The organism is Mycobacterium sp. (assembly GCF_036488105.1).
Taxonomy (GTDB): Bacteria; Actinomycetota; Actinomycetes; order Mycobacteriales; family Mycobacteriaceae; genus Mycobacterium.
In genome coordinates this window covers 1-16,569 of sequence record NZ_DASXHW010000491.1, presented here as the reverse complement: position 1 = coordinate 16,569, position 16,569 = coordinate 1, and the positions used below count along the sequence as shown (strand labels likewise).

At 65.6% G+C, this 16,569-nt stretch carries 17 protein-coding genes; 10 read left to right on the top strand and 7 right to left on the bottom strand.

The window, feature by feature from the left end; translation table 11 throughout:
- Together upp and VGH54_RS25805 are read right to left on the bottom strand one after the other, a co-directional pair.
- Entirely contained in the window at positions 1-624 is a 624-nt protein-coding gene (gene upp / locus VGH54_RS25810) for a uracil phosphoribosyltransferase (protein WP_331514973.1), read from the bottom strand.
- A 171-nt stretch (positions 625-795) separates the two neighbouring features.
- Complete coding sequence (locus VGH54_RS25805; protein WP_331514972.1) at positions 796-2,172, bottom strand: PE-PPE domain-containing protein; 1,377 nt, start codon at positions 2,170-2,172, stop codon at positions 796-798.
- 281 nt (positions 2,173-2,453) lie between these two features.
- Between VGH54_RS25805 and VGH54_RS25800 the strand changes: the two genes are divergently transcribed.
- Together VGH54_RS25800 and VGH54_RS25795 are read left to right on the top strand one after the other, a co-directional pair.
- Positions 2,454-3,275, top strand: a complete 822-nt coding sequence (locus VGH54_RS25800; RefSeq protein WP_331514993.1) for an alkaline phosphatase family protein — start codon at positions 2,454-2,456, stop codon at positions 3,273-3,275.
- A gap of 38 nt (positions 3,276-3,313) precedes the next feature.
- Positions 3,314-4,579, top strand: a complete 1,266-nt coding sequence (locus tag VGH54_RS25795; protein WP_331514971.1) for a primosomal protein — start codon at positions 3,314-3,316, stop codon at positions 4,577-4,579.
- Between the two features lies 1 nt (position 4,580).
- Here the strand turns inward: VGH54_RS25795 and VGH54_RS25790 are convergent, their stop codons facing one another.
- A complete protein-coding gene (locus VGH54_RS25790; protein ID WP_331514970.1) occupies positions 4,581-5,024 on the bottom strand; it encodes a nuclear transport factor 2 family protein in 444 nt (147 codons plus the stop codon).
- Between the two features lie 136 nt (positions 5,025-5,160).
- Between VGH54_RS25790 and VGH54_RS25785 the strand changes: the two genes are divergently transcribed.
- On the top strand, positions 5,161-5,982 hold the full coding sequence (locus VGH54_RS25785) for a mycofactocin-coupled SDR family oxidoreductase (protein WP_331514969.1): 822 nt from the start codon (positions 5,161-5,163) through the stop codon (positions 5,980-5,982).
- A 7-nt stretch (positions 5,983-5,989) separates the two neighbouring features.
- Here the strand turns inward: VGH54_RS25785 and VGH54_RS25780 are convergent, their stop codons facing one another.
- The 3 genes from VGH54_RS25780 to VGH54_RS25770 are packed head-to-tail and all read right to left on the bottom strand — an operon-like array spanning position 5,990 to position 8,765.
- Positions 5,990-7,078, bottom strand: coding sequence for an adenosine deaminase (locus VGH54_RS25780; protein WP_331514968.1), 1,089 nt, complete (start codon positions 7,076-7,078; stop codon positions 5,990-5,992).
- The gene (locus VGH54_RS25775; RefSeq protein ID WP_331514967.1) at positions 7,078-8,367 is read right to left on the bottom strand and encodes a thymidine phosphorylase; all 1,290 of its coding nucleotides are present in this window, start codon (positions 8,365-8,367) and stop codon (positions 7,078-7,080) included. The genes VGH54_RS25780 and VGH54_RS25775 overlap by 1 nt, the downstream gene beginning before the upstream one ends.
- Positions 8,364-8,765, bottom strand: coding sequence for a cytidine deaminase (locus VGH54_RS25770; protein WP_414688805.1), 402 nt, complete (start codon positions 8,763-8,765; stop codon positions 8,364-8,366). Before VGH54_RS25770 ends, VGH54_RS25775 begins: the two co-directional genes overlap by 4 nt.
- Before the next feature lie 330 nt (positions 8,766-9,095).
- Here VGH54_RS25770 and sdhC point away from each other — a divergent pair, with 330 nt between their 5' ends.
- From sdhC to VGH54_RS25745, 5 genes are all read left to right on the top strand, one after another.
- Positions 9,096-9,434: a succinate dehydrogenase, cytochrome b556 subunit gene (sdhC, locus tag VGH54_RS25765; protein ID WP_331514992.1), complete on the top strand. Its 339-nt coding sequence runs from the start codon at positions 9,096-9,098 to the stop codon at positions 9,432-9,434.
- Positions 9,431-9,901: a succinate dehydrogenase hydrophobic membrane anchor subunit gene (locus VGH54_RS25760; RefSeq protein WP_331514965.1), complete on the top strand. Its 471-nt coding sequence runs from the start codon at positions 9,431-9,433 to the stop codon at positions 9,899-9,901. The genes sdhC and VGH54_RS25760 overlap by 4 nt, the downstream gene beginning before the upstream one ends.
- Before the next feature lie 3 nt (positions 9,902-9,904).
- Complete coding sequence (gene sdhA, locus VGH54_RS25755) at positions 9,905-11,659, top strand: succinate dehydrogenase flavoprotein subunit (protein WP_331514964.1); 1,755 nt, start codon at positions 9,905-9,907, stop codon at positions 11,657-11,659.
- The gene (locus VGH54_RS25750) at positions 11,659-12,468 is read left to right on the top strand and encodes a succinate dehydrogenase iron-sulfur subunit (protein WP_331514963.1); all 810 of its coding nucleotides are present in this window, start codon (positions 11,659-11,661) and stop codon (positions 12,466-12,468) included. Before sdhA ends, VGH54_RS25750 begins: the two co-directional genes overlap by 1 nt.
- A 95-nt stretch (positions 12,469-12,563) precedes the next feature.
- Positions 12,564-13,166 carry a carboxymuconolactone decarboxylase family protein gene (locus tag VGH54_RS25745; RefSeq protein WP_414688804.1) on the top strand — a complete coding sequence of 201 codons (603 nt, stop codon included), beginning with the start codon at positions 12,564-12,566 and terminating at the stop codon, positions 13,164-13,166.
- Here VGH54_RS25745 and VGH54_RS25740 read toward each other — a convergent pair.
- The gene (locus VGH54_RS25740; protein ID WP_331514962.1) at positions 13,102-14,043 is read right to left on the bottom strand and encodes a sigma-70 family RNA polymerase sigma factor; all 942 of its coding nucleotides are present in this window, start codon (positions 14,041-14,043) and stop codon (positions 13,102-13,104) included. The genes VGH54_RS25745 and VGH54_RS25740 overlap by 65 nt on opposite strands.
- A 32-nt stretch (positions 14,044-14,075) precedes the next feature.
- Between VGH54_RS25740 and VGH54_RS25735 the strand changes: the two genes are divergently transcribed.
- On the top strand, positions 14,076-15,398 hold the full coding sequence (locus VGH54_RS25735; RefSeq protein WP_331514961.1) for an aspartate aminotransferase family protein: 1,323 nt from the start codon (positions 14,076-14,078) through the stop codon (positions 15,396-15,398).
- The gene (locus VGH54_RS25730) at positions 15,395-16,396 is read left to right on the top strand and encodes an SMP-30/gluconolactonase/LRE family protein (protein ID WP_331514960.1); all 1,002 of its coding nucleotides are present in this window, start codon (positions 15,395-15,397) and stop codon (positions 16,394-16,396) included. Before VGH54_RS25735 ends, VGH54_RS25730 begins: the two co-directional genes overlap by 4 nt.
- Positions 16,397-16,569: the final 173 nt, after the last annotated feature.

Below are 16,569 nucleotides of genomic sequence, written 5' to 3'. Positions count from 1 at the left end.
TCAGCGCGGTCCGAATTGGCGGTCGCCGGCGTCGCCGAGACCGGGGACGATGTAGGCCACATCGTTGAGCCCATCGTCGATGGCCGCAGTGAACAACCGGGCCTGCGGCGCTGTTTTCTCCAGTGCCGCAATGCCTTCCGGTGCGGCTACCACACAGAGCACGGTGATGTCGTCGGCGCCGCGGCGGTGTAACAGGTCGATGGTATGCGTCATCGAACCGCCGGTGGCCAACATCGGGTCGAGGACAATCACCGGCTGACCATGCAGATCGTCCGGCAGCGACTCCAAATACGGTGTGGGCAAAGCGGTTTCCTCGTCGCGGGCCACGCCGACGAAACCCACCGACGCCTCCGGGAGCAGCGCGTTCGCCGGATCGACCATGCCCAGCCCGGCCCGCAAAACCGCCACTAGCAGAGGTGGTTTCGCCAACCGGGTGCCGGCCGTCTCGGCCAGCGGCGTACGCACGCTGACCGTCTGGGTGGGGGCGTCACAGGTCGCTTCGTAGACCAGCATCAGAGTCAGATCGCGCAGTGCGGCGCGAAACGCCGTATTCTCGGTGCGCTCGTCGCGCAGCATGGTCAGTCGCGCCGCGGCCAGCGGGTGATCTACGACACGCACATCCACAGAGCATGACCCTACGGGAGCGCCGGCAAGGCCGTCTCTGACCTGATAGCGCAGGGGATAACGCTCTGCCGGCGAGCAACTGGTGATATCACATGCGCCTCGTTTCCGAGAAGTGGTGCATACCCGGAAGCAGTTGCAGCAGTGGCTGATGTGACACCGCGCCCCCGCGAATTAGGCGCCGAAGAAGTTGAAGACGTCGAAGCCGTAACCGACGAGGTCGATCAGCGGCTGCCCGGAGATCAGCGGCGCCCCATCCAAGATGGCGTCCGGGCCGAGCGACGGGATGCTCGCCGTCAGGGCCGACCACTCGGTGAGCAGCGACGCGTCCAGCGCGTTGGTGGCCTCATAGCCGGAAAGGAACGCCGACGTCGACAACAGCGGCTGCCCGGCATCCTTCAGCAGGTCGTTGATCGGCCCGACGAACGTCTGCACCCCGGCATACTCCATGCCGGCCAGCATCTGCAGCGGATCCATCTTCGGGATGAACCCGTCGACGCCGGAAGCCACCAGCTGGCCGGTTGCATCAACCTGCCAGGGGCCAGCGACACCGATTGGGTTGACCCCGTCGACGGGGATGCCGGCGCCGGGGTCGCCGGGGTTGCCGTAGGACCAGTCGATGCCCAGCGACGTCGACGGGGCGAAGGCGTCGTAGAAGAACTGGCCCGCAGGGCCGGTCATCCACGACAAGATCGGCAGCTTTTCGGAAATGTCGTAGAAGTGGGCCTGACCGATGGTACCGAGGTCGATGAACTGCGTCCCGGGAGGCGGAGGCAGTTCCGGATAGGTCGGGTGGACCGTCTGGATGCCGACGAGCGCGTTGATGTCGGCGAGGATGTTGCTGGGGTCCTCGGGGAAGTTGGCCCAGCCGTCGTATTCGGCGGTGTAGATGTCGCTGGCAATCCCGGTGGTCGGCGTGGTTCCCAGGCTCAGCGGAATGTCGAGGAATGGAACGTGTTGGGGCTCTGGGCTCAAGCTGAAGGCGCCGACGCCGTCGGGGAATTGGAAGCGGTCCAGGATCCCGCCGATCGGGCTATTGGGGTCCCCGAGCAACACGAAGTTCAAATGGCTCAGCTCACCGGGTGAGGCGCTGTTGAGCAGGTTGTTCATCTCGACGGTGGCCACCGTGGCACTTTGCGAGTAGCCCAGCACCGCGACGTTGGTTGCTCCGCCCTGGAATGCCGCGTCGATTGCGTTGTTGAGGTCAACCACGCCCTGGTCGACTGACTGGCCGAAAGTCAGATCAGGCTCGGCGGGATTGCAGACGACCGGGCAGAACTGCTCCGGGGTATGCACTACTTCGGGGGTGTAGTTGCTGAACTGGCTGAGGTAGAGCGATTCAACATCGCCAACGTATTCCTGGTCGGGTATCGGGTTACCGGTGCCGCCCATGATCAAGGCGACGTCGTTGGCCAGCAGCTTCGCCTCGGCGATGATCGCCTTCACCCCGGACATGAACACCGACGTCATTGTCAACGTCAGGACTATGACGGCGGCGCAGATCATCGCCAGCACCACATAACCCGGCGAACGCAATCTCAACTCGGACATCGTGACCTCCCAGACCAAACCGCCAGCCGGTATCGCGGCCACAGACCACGTTTGACTGGTCCCACCCGGCGATCGGCAAACATCATGGCGCGTTAGGGCACCCGCCGTAGCGAAAATTGCAAATTTAGCCGTCGCGCTTCTTAACTCGACACGCATACTGGTGGACCAACGAGTGGGAGCCAGACCCATATACTCCGGCCATGCGGCGCCGACCATGGCGAAAGGGCAAACGACATCGCGCGGTCAGCCTATTCGGCGTGCTGGCCGTTTCTACCGTGTTGATGTCGTGGCCGTCAGCTGATCGGGGCCACCAAACCGATCCGGTGGACTTCAGGGCGGCCGCAGTCCCGACTCCCGCCCACATCGTCGTCGTGGTGGAAGAGAACCGCTCGCAGTCGAACATCATCGGGAACAAGGCGGCGCCCTTCATCAACCAGCTGGCCGCCAACGGCGCCATGATGGCGCAGTCCTTCGCCGAGGTGCATCCCAGCGAACCCAACTACTACGCGTTGTTCGCCGGCAACACACTGGTCAAGGACAACGTCTGTCCGGTCAACGCCGGCAACGAACCCAATCTCGGCTCGCAACTACTCGGGGCCGGCTACAGCTTCGTGGGCTTTGCGGAAAGCCTGCCCGCACCCGGCTCGGAAGACTGCAGGGCGGGCAAATACGCGCGGAAGCATGTGCCGTGGGCCAGCTTCACCAATATCCCGAGCTCGCGCTCGCTGCCGTTCTCCGCGTTTCCGGCGCGAGCGAACTATGCCGGCCTGCCGACCGTCTCGATGGTCATCCCAAACCTCGACGACGACATGCACGACGGTTCGATCGCTCAGGGCGATCAGTGGCTCTATCAGAACTTGTCGCAGTACGCCGCGTGGGCGAAGGCCAACAACAGCCTGCTGATCCTGACCTGGGACGAGGACGACAACGCCTCCCGTAACCAGATTCCGACGGTGTTCTACGGCGCGAACGTCCGACCCGGTACCTACAACGAGCCGATCAGCCACTACAACGTGCTGTCCACCCTCGAGCAGATGTACGGCCTGCCCAAGCTCGGCTACGCCACAACGGCACCCGCCATCACCGACATCTGGGGTGCCTGACCCCGGTCCGGCGGGCGGTCGTCGCTATTGTTTGCCGCATGGCTGCTGACCTTGTGCCAATCCGCTTGAGCCTGACCGACGGTGACCGCTACACCGTGTGGGCGCCCCGCTGGCGCGACGCCGGCGACGAGTGGGAGGCCTTTCTGGGCCGCGACGAAGACCTCTACATCTTTGAGACACCTGCCGACCTGGTCGCGTTCGTGCGCACCAACACCGACAACGACCTCGTCGACCACCCGGCGTGGAAAGCACTGACCGAGGCCAACGCCCACAAGCTCGAGCCCGCCGACGACAAGCACTTCGACCTGGTTGCAGTCGAAGACGTGGTTTCGGACAAGCCGACCGCCGACTCGCTGGAGACACTGGCCAACGCGCTGATGATCGTCTCGTCGATCGGGTCGGTGTGCGAGCTGCCGGCGGTGATGAAGTTCTTCAACGGCAACCCGACGCTGGGCACGCTGAGCGGCGGGATCGACCATTTCACCGGCAAGGCCGGGCTCAAGCGGTGGCATGCCATCGCCGATGTCGTCGGGCGTAGCTGGGACGACGTGCTCAGCGCCGTCGACGAGATCGTGAGCATCCCCGATGTGGACAGCGCGGTGTCGGACGCCGCCGCGGCCGAACTGGCCGAACCGGTCGAAGAAGAAGAGCTCGAGACCCCCGACGAATCGGAGACGGCTGACGACGAAGCCGAGACCGCGGTGCAAGACGACGCGTCGGGCCGGGTCGCCGGCGACGACGTGGTGCTCGGCGGCGACGAGGACTTCTGGGTGAAGGTCGGCATCGACCCGATCCGGATCATGACCAGCGCGGGCACGTTCTACTCGCTGCGTTGCTACTTCGACGATCGTCCAATCTTCTTGGGCCGCAACGGACGAATCAGCGTGTTCAGCTCGGAGCGAGCCCTGGCCCGATACCTCGCCGATGAACACGACCACGATTTGTCCGACCTGAGCACCTATGCCGACATCCGCACGGCCGCCACCGATGGCTCGCTGCACGTCGATATCACCGACGACAACGTCTACGTGCTGACCGGGTTGGCCGACGACCTCGCGCACGGGCCGGACGAGGTGGATCGTGAGCAGCTGGATCTTGCCGTCGAGTTCCTTCGCGATGTCGGGGACTACGCCGAGGAGAACACCGTCGACGAGGCGCTAGAGACCGACCAGCCGTTGGGCAAGCTGGTGGCCCACGTCCTCGACCCCGACTCGGTGAGCGCGCCGAGGCCGCCGTACGCCAAAGCCGTGCAGGCGTACGAGGACCTGGAGCGTTTCGTGGAGTCGCGCCTGCGGCGCGAATAGCTCAGAACTTCAGGTGCTGACTGACGTCGCCGAGCTGGTCGATGAACATGGTGCGACTGTCGAACCACCAGACGCCGTCCCGCCGATGAAACGTGTCTTTGTAGTGCCCGGTCACGATCACCTGCAACGGCAATTGCGGCGTCGCCTGCGTGACGCAGTAGTAGGACCTGCTCGACGCGGTGCCCTCGGCCTCGTCGATCTCGAGCTGCACATTGCTGGTGTTGTGTCTGGTCTTCGGGGTGCCGTCCTGGTAGATCCGGACGGCCATGTCATACATCCCTCGCACCCCTGCGGTTCCGCTGAACACCGTCTCCGGTGGACCGTTCTCGACGCCGCAGATGCGCCCGTGCGCGAACAGCTCGGCCACCCCGTCCATGTCGCCGGCATCCATGAGTTCCGCGTAGCGGTAAATCAGGTTGGTGATCTCGCGGCCACTATCGCTCATATCGCCCGCTCCTCAATCCCAGCGTCGCTGGGATCTTCGTCACGGCCGGCGCTCATATCGAACCACCCTGGAATCGTGGCAGACCTGTCCGGCGTCTCGGTCGGTTTGGGTCGAATCGCCAGGTACGTTTCCCGTCATGGGTGAACTCGACAACACCGTCGCCGTCATCACCGGCGCGGCGCGCGGACAGGGCCGCAGCCACGCCGTCGCACTGGCCAAGCAGGGCGCCGACATCATCGCGGTCGATATCTGCGCCGATATCGACGCGATCCCCTACCCGCTGGCGACCAAATCCGATCTCGACACCACCGCACAGCTGGTGCGAGATGCCGGCCGCAAGGTGGCGCCCGTCATCGCCGACGTCCGAGACCTCGCCGCGTTGGAGGCCGGCGTGCAGGCCGGCATCGACGACCTCGGCGACATCGACATCGTCATCGCCAATGCCGGAGTGGTGGCGATCGGCGACCCGGAGATACGCGCCGAACCGGTGTTCACCACCATCGTCGACACCAACCTCAAGGGTGTGTGGCACACGATGTTGGCGACGGTGCCGTCCATCATCCGCAAGGGCAGGGGCGGATCGGTCGTCTTGATCAGCTCGTCGCAAGGCTTGATCGGTCGCGGCGGTGACGGCAGCGCCGCGATGTTCGCCTACGCCGCGTCCAAGCACGGGGTGGTGGGCCTGATGCGATCAGCGGCGAACGCGTATGCGCCACACAAGATTCGGGTCAACTCGGTCAACCCCAGTGGTGTCGCGACACCGATGATCATCAACGACTTCGTCATCAACGGGATGACCGCGAATCCCAACCCGGCCGTCTCGCAGATGCTGCTGCCCGACGTGCCACTGGTCGAGCCGCAAGACGTCACCGAGGCGGTGCTCTGGCTGGTCAGCCCGCGGGCCCGCTACGTCACGGGCATAGTCGTGCCGGTCGACGCCGGCCACGTTGTCATGTAGCGGCGTCTCAGCCGACCAGCACCGCGTAGCGCGGCTTGATCACCTCGTCGATGATCGCCAGTCGCTCGTCGAACGGGATGAACGCGGACTTCATCGCGTTGACCGTGAACCGCAGCAGGTCGCTCCAGCCGTAGCCGAACGCGTCGACGAGATGGGCCATCTCGCGAGTCATCGTGGTGTCGCTCATCAAGCGGTTGTCGGTGTTGACCGTGACCCGGAATCGCGTGCGGGCCAGCAGATCGAACGGATGCTCGGCGATGCTGGCCACCGCGCCGGTCTGCACGTTGGAGCTCGGACACATCTCGAGCGGAATCCGCTTGTCCCGCAGGATCGATGCGAGCAAGCCGAGTCGTACTTCGCCGTCCTCGGCGACGTCGATGTCGTCGACGATGCGGACTCCGTGACCCAGCCGGTCGGCGCCGCAGAATGCGATTGCCTCCTGAATGGACGGCAGCCCGAACGCCTCACCCGCGTGAATCGTGAAGCGGGCGTTGTTGTTTCGCATGTACTCGAAAGCATCCAGGTGCCGGGTCGGGGGGTAGCCGGCCTCCGCGCCGGCGATGTCGAACCCGACCACGCCCTTGTCGCGGAACCGGATTGCCAGCTCGGCGATCTCGCGGGACACCGCGGCGTGCCGCATCGCAGTGACCAGGCACCGCACCACGATCGGGCGCCCTGCCGCGGCTGCCGCTTTCTCGCCGTCGACGAAACCGGCAAGCACCGCGTCGGTGACGGCGTCGAACGATAAACCGCGGTTGATGTGCAACTCGGGGGCGAACCGCACCTCGGCGTAGACCACCGAGTCGGCGGCCAGATCTTCCACGCATTCAAAGGCCACCCGGTGCAGCGCCTCCGGCGTCTGCATCACCGCGACAGTGTGCGAGAACGGTTCGAGGTAGCGCTCCAGCGAGCCACTGTGTGACGCGGTGCGAAACCACTGCGCGAGTTCATCGGCGTCGGTGGTCGGCAGGCCGTCGTAGCCGGTCTGGCCGGCGATGTCGATGACGGTGACCGGGCGCAGGCCGCCGTCGAGATGGTCGTGCAGCAGCGCCTTCGGCGCCCGCTTGATCGTCTCCAGATTCAGCGGCGTCGTCATCAGGTGACCCGATCGATGATCAGTGGCCTTGCGACCGGCGGCGTATCGGTGACTGTGAAACCCGCGTCCAGTTCAGCCATCGCCGCCGCGAAGCGCTGCGGGGTATCGGTGTAGAGCGTGAACAGCGACTCGCCGGCCGCCACTGGACTTCCGGGGCGCCGGTGGATCGCAATCCCGGCCCCGGGCTGGACTTTCTCACCCGGACCGGACCTGCCCGCTCCGAGCCGCCACACCGCCAGCCCCACTGCCATTGCGTCGATATCGCCCATTGTGCCGCCTCGGGCGGCGGTGACGGTTTCGGAGTACTTACCAACCGGCAACGGTATGGACAAGTCCCCGCCCTGTGCGGCGATCAGTGCGCGGAATCGGTCCATCGCAGTCCCGTCGCGCAATGTCTGTTCCGGGTCGCGCCGGTCGATCCCGGCGATCTCCAGCATCTCGCGGGCCAGGCCCACGGTCAGCCCGACCACGTCCGGTGGGCCGCCGCCGGCCAGTACGTCCAGCGCTTCGGCGACCTCGAGCGCGTTGCCGACAGCCGCACCGAGCGGGCCATTCATGTCGGTCAGCACCGCACAGGTCGGCAGCCCGTGTTCCGCGCCGAGGGCCACCATCGTTTCGGCCAATTCGCGACACCGTGACTCCGACTGCACCAGCGCACCCGAGCCGACCTTGACGTCGAGCACCAACGCGCCAGCCCCCTCGGCGATCTTCTTACTCATCACCGAACTCGCGATCAGCGGCAGGGATTCGACGGTGGCCGTGATGTCGCGCAGCGCATAGAGTTTCGCGTCGGCCGGGGCCAGCTGACCGGCCGCGAAGATGGCCGCGCCGATATCGCAAAGTTGTTGTCGCACTTGCGCATTGGTCAACACTGCGGTGAAACCGGCGATCGACTCCAGCTTGTCCAGGGTGCCGCCGGTGTGCCCGAGCCCGCGGCCGGAGGCCTGTGGCACCGCGCCTCCGCACGCGGCGATCACCGACACCAGCGGCAGCGTGATCTTGTCCCCCACCCCGCCGGTGGAATGTTTGTCGACGGTCTTGCACGGTCTGCCGTCGCGGCGCAGGTCGGTGAAGTCCATCCGCTCACCGGACGCCACCATGGCCGCCGTCCAGCGCGCGGTCTCGCCGTAGTCCATGCCGCGCAGGAACACCGCCATCAGCAGCGCCGACATCTGCTCGTCGGCGACCTGCCCGTCGGTGTAAGCGCCGATGACCCAGTCGATCGCGGCGTCCGACAGCCGGCCGCCGTCGCGTTTGGTTCTGATCACCGTCGGCGCATCGAAGTTCACCCGCGGCCCCGTTGGTAAGCGGCGATGTCGTCCGGACCGAAGGCGTCGGGCAGCAAGACCCCTAGCCGTCGCGGCCCCTCGGGGTGGTCGATGAGCAGATCCGGCCCACCGTGCTCCAACAGCACCTGACGGCAACGGCCGCACGGCATCAGCAGTGCGCCGCCGCCGTCAACGCAGACCAGTGCGCGCAGCCTGCCGCCACCCGTCGAATGCAGGGCGCACACCACCGCGCACTCGGCGCAGAGACCTAGGCCATATGAGACATTCTCCACATTGCAGCCGGTGATGATCCGGCCGTCGTCGACCAACGCGGCTGCGCCCACCGGGAACCCCGAGTACGGCGCATACGCCCCGCGTGCTGCGTGGATTGCTTTGTCCCGCAGCGAGTTCCAGTCAATCGCGTCGGCCACGATCCCCGTACCGCACATAGCTGCAATGCATCCGACTACCCCACTCACTGTTGGCTAATTCACAAGGCCAGCCTAGATTCTGCGCGTGCAAAAGCGTCGGCGGACACGAAGTGCTTGATTCGGCCGCAAGAATGGGGCTAATCGGCTGGGAGAATAGGGCTAAATTTAGTAGCCCACTGCAGTAACGGAAGTGCGTAGCTTGTCGCTACGAGAGTGGAGACGCTGATGACGACGACGACATCTGCGAATCCGGCTACGCCGGAGGGATCATCGGGCCTACGGCGCCTACGCCGCACCCTCTACCGGGGCGATCCGGGAATGTGGTCATGGGTGCTGCACCGCATCACCGGAGCGACCGTCTTCTTCTTCCTGTTCATCCACGTGCTGGACACCGCGCTGGTCCGGATCAGCCCGCAGGCCTACGACGAAGTCATCGCGACCTACAAGACACCGATCGTGGGCCTGATGGAGCTCGGGCTGGTGGCCGCGGTGCTTTACCACGCGCTCAACGGCATCCGCGTCATACTGATCGACTTCTGGGCACAGGGCCCGCGCTACCAGCGGCTGATGCTGTGGACGATCGGCATCGTCTGGCTGTTGGTGATGGTCCCGGCGGGAGTCGTCGTGGCGATCCACATGATCGGGCACTTCCGATGAGCTCCCCCGATCTTCAGCTCGGCCGCGGGCAGATCGCTCCGGTCCGGCAGCGCAGCCACGACCGTCCGGCCAGTCTGGACAACCCGCGATCGCCGCGCCGACGCGCCGGTATGCCCAACTTCGAGAAGTACGCCTGGCTGTTCATGCGGTTCTCCGGCATCGTGCTGGTGTTCCTGGCCCTCGGGCATCTGTTCGTGATGCTGATGTGGCAGGACGGCGTCTATCGCATCGACTTCAACTACGTTGCGCAGCGCTGGCACTCGCCGTTCTGGCAGACCTGGGATCTGCTGCTGCTTTGGCTGGCACAGTTGCACGGCGGCAACGGCCTTCGCACCATCATCGACGACTACAGCCGCAAGGATTCCACCCGTTTCTGGCTGAACACCCTGCTGGCGTTGTCGATGGCCTTCACGTTGGTGCTGGGCACCTATGTGCTGCTGACGTTCGACCCGAACATCGGAGCCTGACCAGTGCTTAGCGAACACCGATACGACGTGGTGATCGTCGGTGCCGGCGGCGCCGGGATGCGCGCCGCCGTGGAGGCCGGGCCCCGGGTGCGCACAGCGGTTCTGACGAAGCTGTACCCGACCCGCAGCCACACCGGCGCGGCCCAGGGCGGCATGTGCGCGGCGCTGGCCAACGTAGAGGACGACAACTGGGAGTGGCACACTTTCGACACCGTCAAGGGCGGCGACTATCTCGCCGACCAGGACGCCGTCGAGGTCATGTGCAAGGAAGCCATCGACGCGGTGCTCGATCTGGAAAAGATGGGCATGCCGTTCAACCGGACGCCGGAAGGCCGCATCGACCAGCGCCGCTTCGGCGGGCACACCCGCGACCACGGCAAGGCCCCGGTGCGCCGATCCTGTTACGCCGCAGACCGTACCGGCCACATGATTCTGCAGACGCTGTACCAGAACTGCGTCAAGCACGACGTCGAGTTCTTCAACGAGTTCTACGCTCTTGACCTGGTGCTCACCGAGACCCCGAAGGGCCCGGTGGCTACCGGCGTGGTCGCCTACGAGCTGGCCACCGGCCACATTCACGTCTTTCACGCCAAGGCCGTGGTGCTCGCCACCGGCGGTTCGGGCCGGATGTACAAGACGACGTCGAACGCGCACACGCTGACCGGCGATGGTATTGGCATCGTGTTCCGCAAGGGACTTCCGTTGGAGGACATGGAGTTTCACCAATTCCACCCAACCGGCCTCGCGGGCCTGGGCATCCTGATCTCGGAGGCGGTGCGCGGCGAGGGCGGCCGGCTGCTCAACGGCGAAGGCGAGCGCTTCATGGAGCGCTACGCGCCGACGATCGTCGACCTGGCTCCCCGCGACATCGTCGCCCGCTCGATGGTGCGCGAAGTGCTCGAGGGCCGCGGGGCCGGTCCACACAAGGACTACGTCTACATCGACGTCCGTCATCTCGGTGCGGATGTGCTGGCCGCCAAGCTGCCCGACATCACCGAGTTCGCCCGCACCTACCTCGGGGTGGACCCGGTCAAAGAATTGGTTCCGGTCTACCCGACGTGCCACTACGTCATGGGCGGCATCCCGACCACGATTACCGGCCAGGTGCTGCGGGACAACACCAACACCGTGCCCGGTCTGTATGCGGCCGGCGAGTGTGCATGCGTATCGGTGCACGGCGCCAACCGACTCGGCACCAATTCGCTGTTGGACATCAACGTCTTTGGTCGTCGTGCCGGCATCGCCGCGGCCGCCTACGCGAAGGGTCACGACTTCGTCGACATGCCACCGGACCCGGCGGCGATGGTGGTCGGCTGGGTCGGCGACATCTTGTCCGAGCACGGCAACGAGCGGGTCGCCGATATTCGCGGCGCACTGCAGCAGACGATGGACAACAATGCCGCGGTGTTCCGCACCGAGGAGACGCTCAAGCAGGCGCTCACCGATATCCACGCGCTCAAGGAGCGGTATTCGCGAATCTCGGTGCACGACAAGGGAAAGCGCTTCAACAGCGATCTGCTGGAGGCGATCGAGCTGGGCTTCCTGCTGGAACTCGCCGAAGTCACCGTCGTTGGGGCGTTGAACCGCAAGGAATCTCGTGGCGGACACGCCCGTGAGGACTACCCCGACCGTGACGACGTCAACTACATGCGCCACACGATGGCCTACAAACAGGGCAGCGATCTGTTGAGCGACATCCGGCTGGATTTCAAACCGGTGGTGCAGACCCGATACGAACCCAAGGAGCGGAAGTACTGATGAGCTTGGACGTGCAGGCCGCCCCGGCCGGTGACCCGCCATTGCCCGCGATACCCGAGGGCTCGGTGATGGTGACCCTCCGGATTGCCCGGTTCAATCCGGAGAACCCGGACCAATACGCCGATTCCGGCGGCTGGCAGAGCTTTCGGGTACCGTGCCTGCCGACCGACCGTCTGCTCAATCTGCTGATCTACATCAAGAGCTATTTGGACGGCACGCTGACCTTTCGGCGGTCCTGCGCGCACGGTGTGTGTGGCTCCGACGCGATGCGGATCAACGGCGTCAACCGGTTGGCCTGCAAGGTGCTGATGCGCGATCTGCTGCCAAGTAAGCCCCGGCCGAACACCTCCAAAAAAGGGTTGACCATCACGATCGAGCCGATCCGCGGATTGCCGGTGGAAAAGGACCTGATCGTCGACATGGAGCCGTTCTTCGACGCCTACCGCGCGGTCAAGCCATACCTGATCACCAGTGGTAATCCTCCGACGCGGGAACGGATTCAAAGCCAGACCGACCGCGCCCGCTACGACGACACCACCAAGTGCATCCTGTGCGCGGCGTGCACCACCAGCTGCCCGGTGTTTTGGAACGAGGGCAGCTACTACGGTCCGGCGGCCATCGTCAACGCGCACCGCTTCATCTTCGACAGCCGTGACGAGGCCGCGGCCGAGCGGCTCGACATCCTCAACGAGGTCGACGGCGTCTGGCGCTGCCGCACCACGTTCAACTGCACCGACGCCTGCCCGCGGGGTATCGAGGTGACCAAGGCGATCCAAGAGGTCAAGCGCGCACTGATGTTCACCCGCTGAGGGTGGCCCGTCCGCCGAGTGTGCCGCTGGCGTCACACTGGAGGCCGAGCGTGCGGCTGGCGTCACACTCGCGGGGGCTGTGCCGTCTGAATGACATGACACAGAAAACCCGCATCGAACCCCTGCCCCCGCAACGGGCCCACTGGCTGATCCGCGCGATGTACCGCTACACGAAGCGGCGCTTCGGAGAAGTCCCCGAGCCCTTCGCCGTCGTCGCGCACCACCCCCGGCTGCTGGTCACGTACGCCGTCTCCGAGACCATGCTGCGGTCGGCCTCACGCACATTGCCGACCAGCGTGCGCGAGCTGGCGGTGCTCTGGACTGCGCGCACCATCGGCTGCTCGTGGTGCGTCGACTTCGGGTCGATGCTGCTGCGGCTCGACGGACTGGACGTCGAGCGCATCAAGGACATCGAGAACTACGCCGCTTCACCACATTTCACCGACGACGAGCGCGCCGCGATCGCCTATGCCGATGCGATGACCACCGATCCGCACAGCGTCACCGACGAGCAGGTAGCCGACCTGCGAACCCGGTTCGGCGAGAACGGCGTAATCGAGCTGACCTATCAGATAGGGACGGAAAACATGCGGGCGCGGATGAACGCCGCGCTGGGCATCACCGAGCAGGGCTTCAATTCGGGTGATGCGTGCCGCGTTCCTTGGATAACGGGTGAGTCCGCAGCGGAGAGCCGGTAAATTTCTCGGGATTGGCGATATCCCATAGGGCGCAGACCCTTCCGTCGCGCACCGTCATCGCCATGATCCGTGGCAGCATTTCGCGATATCCGTCGCTGGCCGGCAGGCCAGCCGTGTAGATCCCGAGCTCGCCGTTGATGAACCCCAGCTGATAGGCGGTGTACATCGACGGGCCATAGCGCTGGGCAAGCCCGAGCATGAACCGGACGACCTTGTCGGCGCCGTGGATGACCTGAACTGCCGTGGGCGCCTTGCCATCCGAATCGCCGGTGAACGTCACGTCCGGATGCAATAGCGCCACCACGGCGTCCAGGTCGCCCTCGGCCATCGCGGCCATCAGCTTGCCGACAACCTCGTTGTGCGACGGGTCGGGTTCCGGTGGCGGCGAAGCGGTGACGGCCTTGCGGGCCCGCGAGGCCAGCTGCCGGGCGGCGGTCTCACTGGTTCCGAGCACTTGTGCCACTTCGGCGAACGGGACGGCGAATCCGTCGTGCAGCACGAAGGCGACCCGCTGATCGGGCGAAAGACGTTCCAGCACAACCATCGCCACGAACCGGGCATCCTCTTGTGCCACCACGGCAGACAGCGGATCGGCTCCGTCGAAACCGGTCACCACCGGCTCGGGCAGCCAGTTTCCGGTGTACGTTTCGCGCCGGTGCGCAGCCGACCGCAACCGATCCAGCCCGAGCCGGCTCACCACGGTGGTCAGCCAGGCCCGCAAGTCGGCGATCGAGCCGCGGGCACCGGCCGAATCCCAGCGCAGCCAGGCTTCCTGGACGATGTCCTCGGCATCGGCGACGGTACCGGTCAGCCGATAGGCGACCGACATGAGATGCGGCCGCAACGCTTCGAATTCGGTGACCTGCGTCGAGGTCATGGCGTCAGCGTAGCGCTAGGCTCACCATCACCATGTTCGACCACCTCTGGCTGCACTTCGCGCGGCACGGCCCGGATATCACGCCGCCGGTCATCACCCGCGGTGAAGGCGTGACGATCTTCGACGACACCGGCAAGAGTTACCTCGACGGACTCTCGGGGCTTTTCGTGGTGCAGGTCGGACATGGCCGCGCCGAGCTGGCGCAAGCCGCCGCCCGGCAGGCCGGCACACTCGCCTACTTTCCGTTGTGGGGGTATGCCACACCACCGGCAATCGAGTTGGCCAACCGGATCGCGGGCTACGCCCCCGGGGAGTTGAACCGGGTGTTCTTCACCAGCGGTGGCGGCGAGGCGGTCGAATCGGCCTGGAAACTGGCCAAGCAGTATTTCAAGCTCACCGGCAAACCTGGTAAATACAAAGTCATTTCACGTGCGACCGCCTATCACGGCACCCCGCAGGGCGCGCTGGCCATCACCGGGTTGCCCGCCTACAAGGCGCCGTTCGAGCCGCTCACACCCGGCGGCTTCCGGGTGCCGAACGCCAATTTCTACCGTGCACCGGAGCTGTTGCGCTCCGACGTCAAAGCCTTCGGGCAGTGGGCCGCCGACCGGATCGCCGAGGCGATCGAATTCGAAGGACCTGACAGCGTCGCCGCGGTGTTCCTCGAGCCGGTGCAGAACGCGGGCGGCTCGATACCGCCGCCGCCGGGTTACTTCGAACGGGTGCGGGAAATCTGCGATCACTACGACGTGCTGTTGGTGTCCGACGAGGTGATCTGCGCCTGGGGCCGGATCGGGTCGATGTTCGCCTGCTCCGACTTCGGCTATCAGCCCGACATCATCACCTGCGCCAAGGGTTTGACGTCGGGATACTCGCCGATCGGTGCGATGATCGCCAGCGACCGGCTGTTCGAGCCGTTCAACGACGGCACGACGGTGTTCCCGCACGGCTACACCTTCGGCGGCCACCCGGTGTCGGCCGCCGTCGCGCTGGCCAACCTCGACATCTTCGAGCGCGAGGGCCTCAACGACAACGTCAAGCGCCAGGCTCCGGCATTGCGTGCCACCCTGGAGCGGCTCTACGACCTGCCGATCGTCGGCGACGTCCGGGGCGAGGGCTACTTCTACTCGATCGAACTCGTCAAGGATCAGGCGACCAGAGAAACCTTCACCCGCGCGGAGACCGCAAAACTGTTGCCGCACATCGCCGCGTCGCTGTTCGCGGCTGGGCTGTACACCCGCACCGATGACCGCGGTGACCCGGCGATCGTCATCGCACCGCCGCTGATCAGCGGCCCCGCCGAGTTCGAAACCATCGAAGCCACCTTGCGCGGCGTGCTGAAGGAGACCTTGTGAGTAAACCCGGCATCGACCCGATCCGGTGGCAGCCGCCGCCGTCGCGGCCGTTACCGGCACCCGATTTCACCGCGGAGTTGCACGTGGTCGCGGTGCCCGGCACCGCGCCCGAGGACGTCGTCGCCGATGCCGACGGCAACATCTGGGCCGGCGTCGAAGATGGCCGCATCGTCCGGATCAGCCCGGACGGCGGTTCGGTGCAGGTGGTCGCCGACACCGGCGGGCGACCGCTGGGCCTGGCGGTCGCGCGCGACGGCCGACTGCTGATCTGCGACAGCCACCTCGGCCTGCTGCGCTACGACCCGGTCGCTCGAGCGATCGAAACGTTGGTCGCCGAGGTGGCCGGCCGGAAACTGACCTTCTGCTCAAACGTTGTCGAATCATCGGATGGCACAATCTATTTCACCGAATCGACAAGCCGGTTCCACTACGAGCACTACAAGGGCTCGGTCATCGAAGGACGCCCGACCGGCTCGCTGTTCCGGCGTGACCCCGACGGCACGGTCAGCGAGCTGGCTTCCGGTCTGTACTTCGCCAACGGCGTGACGCTGACCGCCGACGAGTCGGCGTTGGTCTACGCCGAGACCACCGGCTGCCGGTTGTCCAAATACTGGCTGACCGGTGACCGGGCCGGGACGATCACCCCATTGGTCACCGCTCTGCCCGGCTATCCCGACAACATCTCGACCGGCCTGGACGGCCGGATCTGGGTAGCGTTGGTCTCCGACCGCAACCCGCTCAACGAATGGCTGGGCCCACGGGCGCCGATCGTCCGGAGCCTGATGTGGCGGCTGCTGCCCTACCGCTGGCTGCCCAACCCCAAGTCGACGGTGTGGGTAGCCGCCTTCGACCCCGACGACGGGCATGTGGTCAGCCAGCTCCGCACCCAGCACTCCGACTTCGGCCTGGCCACCGGCGTGGTGGAAACCCCCGGCCGGCTGTGGCTCGGCCGTATCGGCGGCACCGGTATCGGTTACCTGGATGTGCAACATCCGTAACACCAGTCACAGCGCGGCTCCCCGGAATCGGGCGCTGATCGCCTACTCTGCACAGCAATGTTTCTCTCAGGGCCCGCCTTCCGCCGCGCGTCATGCCTGGCAGCGGCCGCGCAGGTGTGGTTGCTGGGCATGCTGACCGCGCCGGCGCTGCTCGGCATGCCCGTCGCGTTCGC

Coding starts and splice junctions, on each gene's coding strand:
- VGH54_RS25805 (WP_331514972.1), bottom strand. CDS start 2,172: ATGTCCGAGTTGAGATTGCGTTCGCCGGGTTATGTGGTGCTGGCGATG.
- VGH54_RS25800 (WP_331514993.1), top strand. CDS start 2,454: ATGTCGTGGCCGTCAGCTGATCGGGGCCACCAAACCGATCCGGTGGAC.
- VGH54_RS25795 (WP_331514971.1), top strand. CDS start 3,314: ATGGCTGCTGACCTTGTGCCAATCCGCTTGAGCCTGACCGACGGTGAC.
- VGH54_RS25790 (WP_331514970.1), bottom strand. CDS start 5,024: ATGAGCGATAGTGGCCGCGAGATCACCAACCTGATTTACCGCTACGCG.
- VGH54_RS25785 (WP_331514969.1), top strand. CDS start 5,161: ATGGGTGAACTCGACAACACCGTCGCCGTCATCACCGGCGCGGCGCGC.
- VGH54_RS25780 (WP_331514968.1), bottom strand. CDS start 7,078: ATGACGACGCCGCTGAATCTGGAGACGATCAAGCGGGCGCCGAAGGCG.
- sdhC (WP_331514992.1), top strand. CDS start 9,096: ATGTGGTCATGGGTGCTGCACCGCATCACCGGAGCGACCGTCTTCTTC.
- VGH54_RS25760 (WP_331514965.1), top strand. CDS start 9,431: ATGAGCTCCCCCGATCTTCAGCTCGGCCGCGGGCAGATCGCTCCGGTC.
- VGH54_RS25750 (WP_331514963.1), top strand. CDS start 11,659: ATGAGCTTGGACGTGCAGGCCGCCCCGGCCGGTGACCCGCCATTGCCC.
- VGH54_RS25745 (WP_414688804.1), top strand. CDS start 12,564: ATGACACAGAAAACCCGCATCGAACCCCTGCCCCCGCAACGGGCCCAC.
- VGH54_RS25740 (WP_331514962.1), bottom strand. CDS start 14,043: ATGACCTCGACGCAGGTCACCGAATTCGAAGCGTTGCGGCCGCATCTC.
- VGH54_RS25735 (WP_331514961.1), top strand. CDS start 14,076: ATGTTCGACCACCTCTGGCTGCACTTCGCGCGGCACGGCCCGGATATC.